Genomic DNA, 14,681 nt, shown 5'->3' with positions numbered 1-14,681 from the left:
CCCCGCGGCTCGGGAGCCGGTCACTTGAAGGCGGCGAAGGCCTTCGAGAACGCGCCCGCGTCCTGGACGACGGAGCTGCAGGTGGCGTCGGCGGTGGGCTTGGCGCCGCCGGCGCACTGCTTGTCCCGGGTCGCGGACCACATCGACAGGCCGCCGAGGCCCTTGGAGTTGGCGAAGCTCACCAGCTGGCCGGCGTCGTCGACCTTGAAGACCTCGGAGGAGACGTCGTTGACGCCGATCATCGGGGTGACGGCGACGGTCTTCCAGGCGGCGGAGTCGGACAGGCCGAGCACGCTCTTGACCTGCGCCTGGGTGGCGGTGGCGGCCTGCTCGGCGTAGGTGCCCATGTCGCCGTTGTACGAGGCGCCGTAGTCCATCGCCATGATGTTGACGGTGCCGATCCGCACGCCGTTGGACTTGGCGTCGGACAGCAGGTTGACGCCGTCCTGGGTGAGGCCCTCGGGCATCACCGGGAGGGTGAAGGAGACGTCCAGGTTCGGGTGCTGGGCCTGGAGCTTGGCGATGGCCTGGGCGCGGCGGGTGTTGGCGGCCGTGTTGGGCAGCGCGCCGCCCTCGACGTCGAAGTCGACCTTGGTCAGCTTGAAGGCGTCGACCGCCTTGCCGTACGCCGCCGCGAGCGCGTCCGCCGAGGAGCAGGTGGTGGCCAGCTCCGAGCCGGAGGCTCCGCCGAAGGAGACCCGGACGTCACCGCCCTTGGCGCGCAGGGAGCCGATCTGCGCGGCGACGCCGTCGCTGGTCAGGTCGGTCACGCCGCCCCACTTGGGGGTGCAGCCGCCGCCGTCGGTGACGAAGGCGAGGTTGTAGTTCTTCACGCCGGTCGCGTCGGCGGCGCCGAGCAGGTCGAAGGCCGGGTAGAGCGAGGTGTCCACGTAGGGGGCGAAGCCGGCGGAGGCGGTGGTGCCGCTGGCGGTGGTGCCGGTGGGGGTGGGGGTCGCGCTCCGGGTGGGGGCCGGGCTCTGGGTGGGGGTGGACGACCTGGTGGGGGTGGGGGTCGCGGTGGGCGACTGGGTCTGGGTGGGGCGGCCGCTCGGCTCGGGCGTCGGGCCGCTGCCCGGCGAGCACTGGGCGTTGTCGATACGGCAGCCCGTCGGGTCGCCGCTGCCGTTGACCACGAAGCCGACGGTCGCGGACCTGCCGGGGGCGAGGCCCTCGGTGTCCCACTTCGCGGGCCGCACGGTGACGTGGTTCCCGCTGACGCTCGACTCGCCGTTCCACAGGGAGGAGAGCTTGGCGCCCGCCGGCAGGTCGAACTCCAGCGTCCAGGTCTTCTCCTGCTGCCCGCTGTTGTTGGTGACGACGTACTGGGCGGTGTAGCCCGTGGACCAGTCGCTGGTCCTGGTGTACGCCGCGTTCACGCCGGCCGCGTTGGCGGTACCGGTGAGCAGGAGCGCGCCGCCTCCGACCACGGCCGCGGCGACCAGACCGCCTATCGCCTTGTTCCTGCCACTGATCCTGCGCCGGTGCGTGCTCATGCGCGTGCCTGCCTTCGTTCATCACGGGGGTGAGGTGCGGCAGCACGCTAGCGAGCCGGAATCGGACAAACGGCTTGATGCGGGCGGTCGTTGAAGACCTTAGGCTTCGCTTAAGGAAGGGATCGGGGGCGGTTAAAGGTCGAGACCAATTTGCCCGGTCGGCGCCGGCGCATCGCCCCCCGGTGTCCCCGCCCCACCGGCTTGCGGCCGTCCAGCTGGAACCAGATCCGTATCTCGGTGCCGCCGAGGACCGAGGCGCCGATGCGGACGTCCCCGCCGGTGGACTCGGCGAGCCGGCGCACGATGTCCAGGCCGAGGCCGGTCGAGCCGGCGTTCCCGGAACCCCGGCCGCGGGCCATCGCCGCCTCGGGGTCGGGTATGCCGGGGCCCGCGTCGGAGACCAGCACGATCACCGCGTCCTCGCCGTTGTGCACGTCGACCGCGAAGGCGGTGCCCTCCGAGGTGTGCCGGAAGACGTTGCCGAGCAGGGCGTCGAGCGCGGCGGCCAGGTCGGCGCGGGCCACGGGTATGCGCACCGGGCGTTCGACGCCGGCCACCCGCCACTTGCGGCCCTCGTCCTCGGCGAGCGCGGACCAGAACTCCATCCGCTCACGGACCACTTCGGCCGCGTCGCAGCCGGCGCCGGGCCCCGGCGCGGCCGTCTGCGGCTTGGCCTCCCGCGCGGTGCGGATGATGGTGTCGACCTCGCCCTCCAGCTGGGCGACGGCGGCCCGGGTCTGCTCGGCGGCCGGTCCGGCGCCCAGGGAGGCCGCGTTCAGCCGCAGGACGGTGAGCGGGGTGCGCAGCCGGTGGGACAGGTCCGCCGCCAGCTCCCGTTCGTTCGCGAGGAGTTGGACCACCTGGTCGGCCATGGAGTTGAACGCGACGGCGGCGAGCCGGAGTTCCTTCGGGCCCTCCTCCGGGACCCGGGCGCCCAGCTTGCCCTCGCCCAGTTCGTGCGCGCCCTCGACCAGCCGCTGCGCGGGCCGGACCATGCGCACGCCGAGCCGGTCGGCGACGGCGACCGAGCCGACGATCAGCGCGAGGCCGACGGCGGCGAGCACCGCCCAGGCCGTGCCGACGCCGTTGGTCACCTCGGACTCGGGGACGTACACCTCGACGACCGCGATCGAGCCGGAGCCGAGGGCGACCGGCTGGAGCAGGGTGGAGCCGCCGGGGACGGAGGTCGTGGAGGCCCGGCCGAGCTTGCGCACGGCCTGGATGTCGGGGCCGGCGGCGCGTTGGCGGCCGAGGTCGAGCGCGGCCCGGCCGCTGTCGGCGGGCAGGTGGACGGCCATCCCGGAGTCGGCGCCTGCGGAGGCCACCACCCGCTCCAGCTTGTCCCGGTCGGTGGTGATGGACAGCGCGGGCGCGACCGCGGCGGCCTCCCGCTCGGCGTTGGAGAAGGCGCGGTCGCGGGCCATCTCCTTGACGACGAGGCCGAGCGGGACGGCGAAGGCGACCACGACCATCGTGGTGACCGCCAGGCACACCTTGACCAGGGCCCATCTCATCGCGGTGCCCCCTCCGCCGGTGGTTCGAGCTTCACGCCGACTCCGCGCAGGGTGTGCAGATAGCGCGGCCGGGCGGCCGTCTCGCCCAGCTTGCGGCGCAGCCAGGACAGATGGACGTCGATGGTCTGGTCGTCGCCGTAGGACTGCTGCCAGACCTCGGCGAGGAGTTCCTTGCGGGCCACGACCACGCCGGGGCGGCCGGCGAGGAAGGCCAGCAGGTCGAACTCGCGGCGGGTCAGGTCGAGCCCGACGCCGTCCAGTTCGGCCTGGCGGCGCAGCGGGTCGACGGTCAGGCCGCCGACGCGCAGGACGGACGAGGGCGGGGCCTCGCCGCCGCCGGAGCGGGCCCGGCGCAGCACCGCCGCCATGCGGGCGGAGAGGTGCTCGACGGAGAACGGCTTGGTGAGGTAGTCGTCCGCCCCCGCGTTCAGCAGCCGGACGACCTCTGTCTCGTCGTCCCGGGCGGTGGCGATGATGACCGGCACGTCGGTGATGCCGCGCAGCATCTTCAGGGCCTCGGAGCCGTCCAGGTCGGGCAGGCCGAGGTCCAGGACGACCACGTCGAAACGGAAGTGGGCGACCTCGCGCAGCGCTTCGAGTGCCGTGCCGACGCTGCGCACGGTGTGCGAGGCGTCGGTCAGATGCCGGATGAGCGCCGAGCGTACGAACTGGTCGTCCTCGACCACGAGCACACTTGCCATGCGCCGCACCGTACGCCATGCGGCCCACCCCGGGTTGGAGCCTGTGGACAACTCGGAACATGTGCGCACGGCGGTGTCCCTGGGGCAGTATGGCCCGCGATGCGCAGAGGACTCGTACACGTACTGGCGTGGCTGCTCGCGACGGGAGCGGCGGTCACGCTCTCGTGGTGGGGCGTGCACACGGTGATGGCGGGCACGGCGTACGACCCGCCGCGCGCCCTGCCGGTGACGGCCGCCGACGCGACGACCCAGGGAGCGAGACCTTCCGTCTCGGCCCCGCCCCGGCCGGCCCCGTCGCGGAGTCCCTCGACCGCGCCGTCGAGGCCCGCGGCCTCCCCCAGCGCCTCCGCTCCGGCCCCGAAGGCCACCGCCTCCGGCCAGGTCAAGGGGTACGACACCGATGGCGGCCGGGCGGTCTTCGACCTGGGCGCGACGAGCGCCACGCTGGTCTCGGCGACGCCCGGGACCGGCTGGTCGATGCAGCTGTGGAAGACGGAGACATGGATCCGGGTGGAGTTCAGCCGGGGCACGGACCGGGTGTCGGTGTTCTGCACCTGGCACGACGGGCCACCGCACGTGGAGATCGGCACCTACTGACCGGGGCGGGTGCTCAGCGGAACACCGAGGGCGGCGGGGCCGGGGAGGCCACCGCCGCCTCGTCCGTGACGGGGAGCGCGCCGCCGGTGAAGTCGCTGAGCCGCCTGCCGTGTTCGAGCCGGCCCGGGTGCGGGTCGGAGGCGGCGCGGCGGGTGAGTTCGGCGAGCGGCAGCGGGAGGTCGGAGGCGACCAGGACCGCGTTGCCGAAGCGCTTGCCGCGCAGGACGGCCGTGTCGGCGATCAGCGCGAGTTCGGGGAAGCGGGCGGCGGCGGTGGCGATCTGGCCGCGCAGGTGGGCGAGCGGCGGACCGTCGGCGAGGTTGGCGGCGTAGACGCCGGACGGCTTCAGGGCGCGGCGGACCTCGTCCAGGAACTCGGTGGAGGTGAGGTGGGCGGGGGTGCGGGCGCCGCTGAAGACGTCGGCGATGACCAGGTCCGCCCAGCCGTCGGGCACCTTGGCGAGTCCCGCGCGGGCGTCCGCCGAGCGCACCCGTATCCGTGCGTTGGGGTCCAAGGGCAGCTCGCGGCGGACCAGTTGGACCAGGCCGGCGTCCCGTTCGACGACCTGCTGGGTGGACCGGGGGCGGGTGGCGGCGACGTACCGGGCGAGGGTGAACGCCCCGCCGCCGAGGTGCACGGCGTGCACCGGCTTGCCGGACGGGACGACGAGGTCGATGACATGGCCGAGGCGGCGCTGGTACTCGAAGGACAGGAAGGCGGGGTCGTCCAGGTCGACGTGCGACTGGGGCGCGCCGTCGATCAGCAGGGTCCAGGCACGGCCGCGGTCCGGGTCGGGTATCAGCTCGGCGAGCCCGCCGTCGACCGACTCCACGACGGCCTCGGCGGCCGCCGATCCGCGCCGGGTGTTCCTCGACCTGCCCACCGGTCCATTTTCGCAGGTGCCACGGGCAGCCGCGTCACCGGCAGCTGTCGGCCGCCTCGATCAGCCGGGCCGCCTCCCCGAGAGCCCGGCGCAGCACCACCGGGTCGGTGGCGAGGTCGGCCTCGCCGGGCGGCAGCAGCCAGTCGGAGCCCTCCACGGGCGGCTCGGGATCCAGCCGCAGGCCGCGCCCGTTCGTCTCGGTGCAGGTGCTGCCCGGCACGTCCCAGCAGGCCGCCGTGCCGGCCGGCACCAGGAAGCCGAGGGTGCCGCAGCCGTCGTCGTGCAGCACCGGCCCCACCGCGTCGGCGGCCCCGCGCCGCAGGATGTCGACCGCCTCAAGTCCCTGCCGGGTCGGCACCGTCACGAGGTCGCACGCCGTCGTGTCACCCACGGCCGGCGTCGACGGCACCGGTGACGACAGACAAGGTTCGTTGCTCTGGCTGGTCTCCATGCCGGCCTCCACCACACAGCCCTGTTGCGGTCCATGGGATCCAACGCGTCAACCCGTCAACGGCTACGGCACAAGTGCGCCGCAAAGGATGGCACTTCATGGCAGATCGTGGATGAGATATCCGATTTGTAGCCAAACACAGCGTGGCGGGACCTTCACAGCAGGTACGTTCATGCCCGCCGGAACCAGGGCGTCACACGGACAACTCGTCCCGAATCCGCCCCGGCCCCGGCATGGTTCGACGGTTCGCACGAGAGGACCCGGCCATGGCGTCGTCAACCGCGACCTCGTCACAGCCCGAACGGCCACCCCGGCCGAACATCGCCTTCCGGCAGTTGCGCGGGCGGCGCTCACCGGCCGAGTTCGCGGCGCTGGTGCGGCGAGCCGCGCGCGAGATCGGTGAGCGGGTCAGCTGTGACGCGCGCTACGTCGGACGGGTCGAGGCGGGCGAGATCCGCTGCCCGAACTACGCGTACGAGCGGGTGTTCCTGCACATGTTCCCCGGCCGCACGCTCACCGATCTCGGCTTCGCGCCCCGCTCGTCCGTCCGCGGACGCTCGGTGCGTCCGGCCCCGGACGCACCCGGTGCACCCACCGCGGGTGAGTGCCCGGAGGCCGACGGGACCGGCGGGGCCACTGAGACGTGGGGGGCCATAGAGCCGTATGACACACAGGACCCGTACGACCCGCACGAGCCGTACGAGAAAGACCGACCGAACCACGAGGAGAGCGACGTGCTGCGTCGCGCATTCATGACCGGCGGAGGCGCCACGATGGCCGCCGCCACGCTGGGCCCGCTGCGGCTCACCACGGACGCCATGGCCGCGGTCCGGCCGACGCGCCGGCCCGGAACGCCCGAGGCGGCCGCCCTGGAGGAGGCCGTCCGCCGGATCCGGCTGCTCGACGACCGGCACGGCGCCGACGGCCTCTACCGGCGGGCGGCCGCTCCCCTGCGCGCCGCCTACGCGCTGCTGGACGCCGGCGCGACCCGGCAGACCACCGTCGACCGGCTGCACGCGGGCGCGGGTGAACTCGCCATCTCCGTGGGCTGGCTGGCCCATGACTCCGGCCGCTTCGACGACGCCCGCTCGCACTACGCCGAGGCCCTGGCCACGGCCCGGATGACCGGCGACGCGGGGCTGGAGGCGCACGCCTTCTGCAACACCGCGTTCCTCGCCCGGGACGCCGGCCGCCCCCGGGAGGCGGTCCGGGCCGCCCAGGCCGCTCAACGCGCCGCCCGCCCCCTGGGCTCAGCCCGGCTGATGTCCCTGCTCGCCCTGCGGGAGGCGGGCGGCTGGGCGGGGCTCGCCGACCGCGCCGGCTGCGAACGGGCCCTGGCACGCGCGCAGGCCCTCTTCGCGCGGGGCCACTCGGACGCCGACCCCGAGTGGATGAGCTTCTACGGCGAGGCCGAGCTGGAGGGGCTGGAGGCGCAGTGCTGGTCCATGCTGGGCGACTGGCGCCGCGCGTCCCGGCACGCGCACCGGGCAGCCGACCTTCAGGACCCCCACTTCGCGCGCAACATCGCCCTCTACACGGCGGAACTGGCCGACGACCTCGCGCGCGAGGGCCGGCCCGACGAGGCCGCCGCCGCCGGTCTGCGTGTGCTGTCCCTGCTGGACCTGGTCCAGTCCTCCCGCATCCAGACCATGCTCGCGGGCACGGCGCGGGTGCTGCTGCCGCACCGGCGGGCGTCGGGGGTCTCCGAGTTCCTGGACCGGCACGCGTCCATGCCGAGAACGGGAAGGGCCTGACAGCCGGGGGCGCCCGGTCAGTCGGACAGGTGCCCCAGGTCGTTCCAGCTCTCGATCGCCGGTTCCCCGTACGCCCAGCCGAGCACGGACAGTGACGTCGGGTTCAGGCGAATCCGGGCGGCGAAGTCCAGCGGAAGTCCCAGCCAGCGGGCGCCTATGGACCGCAGGATGTGCCCGTGGGCGAAGACCAGGACGTCACGGTCGGCGGAGCGGGCCCAGCCGACCACGTCGTCCGCGCGCGCGGTGACCTCGGCGAGGCTCTCCCCCTCGGGGACGCCGTCGCGCCAGATCAGCCACCCGGGCCGCACGTCCTGGATCTCCGCCGGCGTCATGCCCTCGTACGCGCCGTAGTCCCACTCCAGCAGCGCGTCCCATCGCTCGGCGCGCTCGCCGAACCCGGCGATCTCGCACGTCTCGCGCGCGCGGGAGAGCGGGCTGGTGCGCACCTCCACCCCGGGGAGCCCGTCGAGCGGAGCGCGGTGGAGGCGCTCGCCGAGCAGCTTGGCCCCGTGCCGGCCCTCCTCCAGCAGCGGCACGTCGGTCCTGCCGGTGTGCTTGCCGGACAGCGACCAGGCCGTCTGTCCGTGCCGGGCCAGCAGGATGCGCGGTGCCATGGAGGACCTTTCCGGGAAACGGACGCCACAGGGACGCCACGGAAACGGGAAGAGAGGACCCCTCCATCATCGCGCACCCCCCTCCGGGGCAACCCGGCGGCCGATCTCGACGTCTTTGTGGTCCGGAGCGCCCTCATGGGCGGGATACGGACACCGTAAAGTGGCACGGTCGCCCGGCCGGGCGTGCCGCGCAGCAGGAGGGGGAGGGCGATCGGATGCCGCAGACCGAGACACCGGGCACCGAGGTGGCGCCCCGTACCCGGCTGCGCTGGTGGACCGAGCTGCCGCTCATCCTGCTGGTGTACGGCTGCTACTCGGCCGGCCGTCTCCTCGTCCGCGGTGACGTCCACGGCGCCGTCGACCACGGCCTGGCGATCCTGCGCCTCGAGAAGCTGCTGAACCTGAACGCCGAGCACCCGCTGAACCGGCTCTTCACCCGCGAGCCGTGGCTCGGGATACCGGCCGACTTCTGGTACGCCTCACTGCACTACCTGGTCACGCCCGCGATCCTCGTGTGGCTGTTCCGGGCCCGCGCCGAGCACTACCGGCGGGCCCGCACCTGGCTGATGACGTCCACGTTCATCGGCCTGATCGGCTTCACGCTGCTGCCGACCTGCCCGCCGCGCCTGCTGTCCGCCGGCCACGGCTTCGTGGACACCATGGCCCACTACAGCACGTACGGCTGGTGGGGCGCCGACGCCAGCGCGCCGCGCGGCATGGGCGGGATGACCAACCAGTACGCGGCCATGCCCAGCCTGCACGTCGGCTGGGCGCTGTGGTGCGGGATGATGCTGTGGCGGCACGGCGGCACGCGCCTGGCGAAGGTCCTCGGCGTCCTCTACCCGCTCGGCACCGCTCTCGTGGTCATGGGCACCGCCAACCACTACTTCCTGGACGCCGTCGCCGGCGTGGCCGTGATGGGCGTCGGCTCCCTGCTGGGGCCGCAGGTGACGCGGGTCCTGGAGCTGCTCCGGGCCCGTGTGTTCCGGCGCACCACAGCCGTCGCGGGCGGCACGGGTTCCCCGATTGTCAGTGCCGGATGCCAGACTTCCGCGGGTGAGCGATTTCCACGGCAGCGCGAGTCGCGGCTCGACGACGGAGCCGAGCCGGACGCCTCTCCCGCGGACGCGGGCGACGGGGCTCCGGCAAAGGCTCGCTGAGCTGCGCGGTCCCGACGTACCGGCCAAGGCCCTGGACGCGCGCGCCCTCGCGGCGCTGGCCGCGAACCCCGGGTGCCGCAGGCGGGCGATCCTGGACGGCGCCGGGGTGGACAAGGCACGGCTGGCGAGCGCGCTGGGCGCGCCGTCCGGGTTCGGTCAGTCGCAGTTCGCGCTGACCCGGGGGAACGCGTTCGAGGCCAAGGTGAAGGCGGACGGCGGCGCGGAACTGCTGCGGCTGGCGCACGCCCGGCTGGACCCGGGCGCCCGGCCGCCGGAGGGGGCCGCCGTCCCCGACCTCACCGCGCAGGGCCCCGAGGGGCGTACGGCCCGTACGGCGCTGGCGCTGCGCGAGGCCACCGGCGCCGGCGGCTGGACGCTCCTCGACCACCCGATGCTCGCGCTGGACGTGGCGGGTTCGCTCGCGTTCCTGGAGCCGGACGCGGTGGTGGTGCACCCGGACGGCAGCTGGTCGGTGGTGGAGATCAAGTCCTTCCCGATGCTGGACGGTTCGGCGGACCCGGCGAAGGTCGGCGCCGCCGCCCGGCAGTCGGCGGTGTACGTGCTCGCCCTGGAGCAGGTCGCCGCGCGGCTCGATCCGCCCCCGCGCGTGCACCACAGGGTGCTGCTGGTGTGCCCGAAGGACTTCTCCAACCTGCCCGCCGGATCGGCCGTCGACGTGCGCAAGCAGCGCGCGGTCACCGCCCGCCAGCTGGCCCGGCTCACCCGGATCGAGGAGATCGCCGACTCCCTGCCCGAGGGCACCTGTTTCGCGCCCGACCGGAGCGCCGGGGAACTCACGGCCGCCGTGGCGGCGGTCCCGGCGACGTACGCGCCCGAGTGCCTGTCCGCCTGCGAACTGGCCTTCCACTGCCGGGAACGCTCCGCCGCGGCCGGCGCCGTCACCCGCCTCGGGCGGCCCCTGCGCGCCGAACTGGGCGGCCTGACCACGGTCGAGGACGTCCTCGCGGCGGCCCGCGGCGAGAGCGGCGACCCCGACGACCCGGCGGTGGCGGCCCTGCGCCGGGCGGCGGAACTGCGCACCGAGGCCCTGCGGGAGGCCGCCGCCCGGGAGGTGACCGCGTGTCCCTGATCACCACCCTCGCCCGGCTGGAGGCCGTCGGCAGCGGCCGGGCCCAGCCGGCCGCGACCGTCCGGCACCGGCATCTGTCCGACCGCCCGCTGGTGTTCGTGCCGCTCACCACCGCCGGTGAGGCCGGCGCCCCGCTGGGCGCGCTGGTCGGCACCGACCGGGACGCGCCGCGCCTGCTGGTCGTGCCACAGCCCCGCGACCGCGACCTGCGCTTCGCGTTCCTCGCCGAACTGGCCGACGTCGTGCTGCCGTACGTCGACGACTGCGCGGAGTCCGTGGAGGCGGCCGAGCGCACCGAGACCGACCCGGAGACCGGCAAGCGGGTCAAGGTCGAGGTGGAGCTGTGCGCGGACGCGCCCCAGCTGATCGTGCCGAGCCGCGCGGGCCTGGACTTCGTACGGCTGCTCGGCCGGTCCATGCGCTTTCGCCGTACCGCGGAGCAGGACCCGGAGGCACCCCATCCGGCGCCGCCCCGGGTGCCGCTGCTCGGCCGGTGGCTGACCCACTACGGGGAGCGGTCCCGGGTCCCCGGCTCGGCGCTCCTGCTGGCCCTCACCGACGTGCTGTCCCAGCACTGGGCGACCGGCCAGTCCGGCCTGGAGGACCAACACCTGGGCGCGCTGCTCGCGTGGATCGATCCGCCGGAGGAGTCCGGCGGCGCGGAGGCGGCGCGCCGGGCGGAGCTGGCGCGGGACGCGGCCGGGCAGCTGCTGTGCCCGCCGGCCGGTCCGGCCACCGACCCGGCGTTCGACAACAAGCTGCTGGCCCCGGCGATCGAGCGCTACGACCGTGCGCGTGCCGCCCTGGCCGCAGCGGAGGACCCGCTGGAGGCCGACGACCGGCTCACCGCGCTGACCGGGGCCGAGCGGGAGATCCGCGACCTGGTGGCGAGCCGCACCCGGCCCACCTGGGACGCGGTGTGGCGGGGCCTGGACCTGCTGCGCGCGCTGCCGGAGGGCGCCCATGCCGAGGAGCGCTGGACCCGCGACCGGTGGTCGTTCACCGGCCACCGGGACCGGGTGCTGGCCGGGGAGCCCCCGCAGCCGCGCCGGGACGACGCGGTGACGGCGGCGAACAAGCTGGCGACGCGCGAGCGGGAGCAGGCCCGGCTGGAGGCGCAGGAGGCGCTGGACGACCCGCTGGTGATGGCGGGGCGGCGGCTGGCCGGGGAGGCGTTCGCGGGCGAGGTGACCGATGTCGTGATGGCGTACAGCGAGGGCAGACGGCCGAGCCCGCGCCCGCTGGTGACGGTCCGCACGGAGGACCGGCCGCATCTGGCGGAGCGGGCCAAGGTGTACCGCTCGCTGGACGGCAGGCCGCAGTCGGCGGAGTTCGTCGGGTACGAGACCGAGGGTGTGCTGGTGCTGCGGATCACGGACAAGATGGGCCGCGGCAAGGAGCCCGAGCCCGGCTCGGTGCCGGAGAAGGGCGACCGGGTCTGCTTCACGCTCTTCGAGCACGAGCAGCGCGGCGGGGCGAAGCTGCCCGACCCGGAGCAGACCCCGTGGACACACGGGGGTCCGCCCGGTGAGGCCGTGCGGGAGGCCGCCGATCCCGTCACCGCGGAGGACGTCCTGTGACGACCCTCGACCTCGACCCCGCAGCCGCCGCGGCCCGCGCCACCGACGCGATCCTCCGCGACACCCTGCACGGGACCGAGCGGGGCGTGGTGGTCGACTCGCCCCCCGGTGCCGGCAAGTCCACGCTGGTGGTCCGGGCGGCGCTGGAACTCGCCGACGCGGGCCGCCCGTTGATGGTGGTGGCGCAGACGAACGCCCAGGTGGACGACCTCGTGCTGCGCCTAGCCGAGAAGAATCCCGAGCTGCCCGTGGGCCGCCTGCACAGCAGCGACGCCGACCCGTACGACAAGGCGCTGGACGACTGGTCGAACGTCCGTACGTCCGCGAAGGCGGCCGATCTGAACGGCCTGCCGGTCGTCCTGTCCACCGCCGCGAAGTGGGCGCACGTGAAGGTGGACGAGCCGTGGCGGCACGCGATCGTGGACGAGGCGTACCAGATGCGCTCGGACTCGTTGCTCGCCGTGGCCGGTCTGTTCGAGCGGGCGCTGTTCGTGGGCGACCCGGGCCAGCTGGACCCGTTCTCGATCGTCGGCAGCGAGCAGTGGGCGGGCCTGTCGTACGACCCGTCGGCCTCCGCCGTCACCACTCTTCTGGCCCACAACCCGGAACTTCCGCAGCACCGGCTCCCGGTCTCCTGGCGGCTGCCCGCCTCGGCGGCTCCCCTGGTCTCGGACGCGTTCTACCCGTACACCCCGTTCCGCAGCGGCACGGACCACGGTGACCGCCGGCTGGCGTTCGCCGTGCCCTCGGACGGCTCCGGCCCGGACCGGGTGATCGACGAGGCGGCCGCGTCCGGGTGGGGCCTGCTGGAGCTGCCCGCCCGGCACACCCCGCGCACGGATCCGGAGGCGGTGCGCGCGGTGGCGGCGGTCGTGCGGCGCCTGCTGGACCGGGGCGGGGCCGCAGTCTCGGAGCGCTCACCGGATCCCGCCCCGCTCACCGCCGACCGCATCGCCGTCGGCACGGCCCACCGCGACCAGGCGGCCGCGGTGCGGGCGGCCCTGGCCGACCTGGGCGTCGCGGAGGTGACGGTCGACACGGCGAACCGCCTCCAGGGCCGCGAGTACGACGTCACGGTGGTCCTGCACCCGCTCTCCGGCCGCCCGGACGCCACCGCCTTCCACCTGGAGACCGGCCGGCTGTGCGTCCTGGCCTCCCGCCACCGCCACGCGTGCATCGTGGTCTGCCGCGCGGGCGTGGGCGACCTGCTGGACGACTACCCGTCCACGGAACCCGTCCAGCTCGGCACCCTGGTGAAGTTCCCGGACGGCTGGGAAGCGAACCACGCGGTCCTGGCCCGACTGTCCGAACACCGCATGAGCTGGCGACCGTGACCGGCGATGCCGGCCGAGCGCCGGGTGAGCTGGCGACCGTGACCAGCGGTGACGGCCGAGCGCCAGGTGCGCTGGTGGCCGTGAGCGGTGTTCCCGCGCCTGGCCGACGGCCTCCCAGCCGACACCGCCCCTCCGCCGGACGGAGTCCGGCACGCCGCCGGAGGCGGCCGATGAAAACAGCCCGGACGGCTGGGAAGCCAACCACGCGGTCCTGGCCCGACTGTCCGAACACCGCGTGAGCCGGCGACCGTGACCGGTGTTCCGGTGGCGGGTCCGGTGGGGTCGCGGGCTTGAGGGCCCCTTGCGTGGGCGCGGGACAATGGACGGTGGCCCACCTGAACGGCGGTGCCGAGCGAACGTACGAGGAGGAGATGAAGACATGGCGGAGCCCACGCCGCGTCGGCACGAACCGCGGCTACGCCCCGCGCCCCTGCTCTTCGAGCCCGCGGAGGCGGCCGGCGATCCCGAGCACTTCTTCCAACTGGAGTCGATCGAGGATCCGCGGGCACTGCTGGCCCGGGCGACGGAGCTGACCCAGGCGTTCCGCGCGGCCGCCGACCGGGCCGTGGAGTTCCAGGCCATCGCGGCGGCCCAGCTCTCCGACCCTCGCCGGTTCGACCGGCTGACCCCCGCCGACATCGCCGAGCAGGCGGAGTGGACCGAGGACTACGCGAAGAAGATGGTCGAGTACGGCCGGGACCTGATGCGGGGGAACAGCGAGGGACGCACGACCGCTGACCCGGTGTGATCCCTCGGCTGGCATATGCCAGGCGGGCAAGATACTCCTCCTCCCACCACCCTGTCCCGGTTTTCGGCAACCGAGGAGAATCACACGCTCACGGCCGGTAGACGTAGTCGGTATGAGCAGCACACCGAACGTCACCCGCGCCACCTCCGACGGCGTCACCTGGCTCGCCTCGGCAGGAACGTATCCGCGAAGCACGCTGGCCCTGTGGCAGGAGCGCCCGGACGCCCCGGTCGTGCTGCCCTGCGGCGCCGTCTTCGACGTGGTGAGCGCCCCGGCGATCTTCGGACGCCGGATGCTGGACCGGCTGTGGGACGAGGGGCCGGGCTCGGGCCCGGTGGCCGTGTTCCGCGGCCGCATGCTGCTGTTCGCCGCCCCCGGCACGGCCCAGCGGCTGCCCTCGCTGCTGGCCTGGGAGGAGTGGGGCTCGCACCGGGCCGAGACCGTACCGCCCCTGCTGTGCCACGGCACGGGGGACGCGGTGACCGTCCCGGCGCCGACCGGGTCCGAGACCCCCGGCACCGCTCGCTGGCTCGTCGCTCCCGACACCCGGCACCCCTGGCTGCCCGGCCCGGAGGTCGTGCTCTGGGCGGCCGTGCGAGCGGCCCGTGCGGCCGTACGGATATCGATTTTTCCTCCCGCCGATCAGGGTGCTAAGGTCTACGACGTCAGCAGGCGCCGCTAGCTCAGTTGGTTAGAGCAGCTGACTCTTAATCAGCGGGTCCGGGGTTCGAGTCCCTGGCGGCGCACGTTGGCGATGGCGAG

General features: G+C 74.2%; 14 protein-coding genes and 1 tRNA gene. 9 read left to right on the top strand and 6 right to left on the bottom strand.

The window, feature by feature from the left end; all coding sequences use genetic code 11:
• Positions 1-20: 20 nt before the first annotated feature.
• The 3 genes from ACWEN3_RS01835 to ACWEN3_RS01825 form a co-directional block, all read right to left on the bottom strand.
• On the bottom strand, positions 21-1,493 hold the full coding sequence (locus tag ACWEN3_RS01835) for a cellulose binding domain-containing protein (RefSeq protein ID WP_452964348.1): 1,473 nt from the start codon (positions 1,491-1,493) through the stop codon (positions 21-23).
• Between the two features lie 110 nt (positions 1,494-1,603).
• Positions 1,604-3,007 (bottom strand): sensor histidine kinase, encoded by a 1,404-nt coding sequence (locus ACWEN3_RS01830; RefSeq protein ID WP_452964346.1) that lies wholly within the window; start codon positions 3,005-3,007, stop codon positions 1,604-1,606.
• Entirely contained in the window at positions 3,004-3,708 is a 705-nt protein-coding gene (locus ACWEN3_RS01825; protein WP_452964344.1) for a response regulator transcription factor, read from the bottom strand. Before ACWEN3_RS01825 ends, ACWEN3_RS01830 begins: the two co-directional genes overlap by 4 nt.
• A gap of 99 nt (positions 3,709-3,807) precedes the next feature.
• On the opposite strand from ACWEN3_RS01825, the gene ACWEN3_RS01820 reads away from it, so the two are divergent.
• Positions 3,808-4,305 (top strand): hypothetical protein, encoded by a 498-nt coding sequence (locus ACWEN3_RS01820; RefSeq protein WP_452964342.1) that lies wholly within the window; start codon positions 3,808-3,810, stop codon positions 4,303-4,305.
• Between the two features lie 13 nt (positions 4,306-4,318).
• Here the strand turns inward: ACWEN3_RS01820 and ACWEN3_RS01815 are convergent, their stop codons facing one another.
• On the bottom strand, positions 4,319-5,188 hold the full coding sequence (locus tag ACWEN3_RS01815) for a spermidine synthase (protein WP_452964340.1): 870 nt from the start codon (positions 5,186-5,188) through the stop codon (positions 4,319-4,321).
• A gap of 34 nt (positions 5,189-5,222) precedes the next feature.
• Positions 5,223-5,639: a hypothetical protein gene (locus ACWEN3_RS01810; RefSeq protein WP_452964338.1), complete on the bottom strand. Its 417-nt coding sequence runs from the start codon at positions 5,637-5,639 to the stop codon at positions 5,223-5,225.
• 266 nt (positions 5,640-5,905) lie between these two features.
• On the opposite strand from ACWEN3_RS01810, the gene ACWEN3_RS01805 reads away from it, so the two are divergent.
• Positions 5,906-7,393: a hypothetical protein gene (locus tag ACWEN3_RS01805; RefSeq protein WP_452964336.1), complete on the top strand. Its 1,488-nt coding sequence runs from the start codon at positions 5,906-5,908 to the stop codon at positions 7,391-7,393.
• A 17-nt stretch (positions 7,394-7,410) separates the two neighbouring features.
• On the opposite strand, the gene ACWEN3_RS01800 is transcribed toward ACWEN3_RS01805, so the two are convergent.
• Positions 7,411-8,007: a histidine phosphatase family protein gene (locus tag ACWEN3_RS01800; RefSeq protein ID WP_452964333.1), complete on the bottom strand. Its 597-nt coding sequence runs from the start codon at positions 8,005-8,007 to the stop codon at positions 7,411-7,413.
• A 215-nt stretch (positions 8,008-8,222) separates the two neighbouring features.
• Here ACWEN3_RS01800 and ACWEN3_RS01795 point away from each other — a divergent pair, with 215 nt between their 5' ends.
• The 7 genes from ACWEN3_RS01795 (at position 8,223) to ACWEN3_RS01765 (ending at position 14,665) form a co-directional block, all read left to right on the top strand.
• A complete protein-coding gene (locus ACWEN3_RS01795; RefSeq protein ID WP_452964332.1) occupies positions 8,223-9,167 on the top strand; it encodes a phosphatase PAP2 family protein in 945 nt (314 codons plus the stop codon).
• Positions 9,064-10,257, top strand: coding sequence for a hypothetical protein (locus tag ACWEN3_RS01790; protein ID WP_452964329.1), 1,194 nt, complete (start codon positions 9,064-9,066; stop codon positions 10,255-10,257). The genes ACWEN3_RS01795 and ACWEN3_RS01790 overlap by 104 nt, the downstream gene beginning before the upstream one ends.
• A complete protein-coding gene (locus tag ACWEN3_RS01785; protein ID WP_452964326.1) occupies positions 10,248-11,837 on the top strand; it encodes a hypothetical protein in 1,590 nt (529 codons plus the stop codon). The genes ACWEN3_RS01790 and ACWEN3_RS01785 overlap by 10 nt, the downstream gene beginning before the upstream one ends.
• Entirely contained in the window at positions 11,834-13,171 is a 1,338-nt protein-coding gene (locus tag ACWEN3_RS01780; RefSeq protein WP_452964323.1) for an AAA domain-containing protein, read from the top strand. The genes ACWEN3_RS01785 and ACWEN3_RS01780 overlap by 4 nt, the downstream gene beginning before the upstream one ends.
• 379 nt (positions 13,172-13,550) lie before the next feature.
• Positions 13,551-13,919 (top strand): hypothetical protein, encoded by a 369-nt coding sequence (locus ACWEN3_RS01775; protein WP_452964320.1) that lies wholly within the window; start codon positions 13,551-13,553, stop codon positions 13,917-13,919.
• 112 nt (positions 13,920-14,031) lie between these two features.
• A complete protein-coding gene (locus ACWEN3_RS01770) occupies positions 14,032-14,601 on the top strand; it encodes a bifunctional DNA primase/polymerase (RefSeq protein ID WP_452964317.1) in 570 nt (189 codons plus the stop codon).
• A tRNA-Lys gene (locus tag ACWEN3_RS01765) sits at positions 14,592-14,665 on the top strand. The genes ACWEN3_RS01770 and ACWEN3_RS01765 overlap by 10 nt, the downstream gene beginning before the upstream one ends.
• The last annotated feature ends 16 nt before the right edge of the window (positions 14,666-14,681 follow it).

The sequence above is a fragment of the Streptomyces sp. NPDC004561 genome (assembly GCF_053602155.1).
The sequence above is the reverse complement of the archived record's forward strand: the minus strand, read 5'-3'. Positions and strand labels throughout refer to the sequence as shown.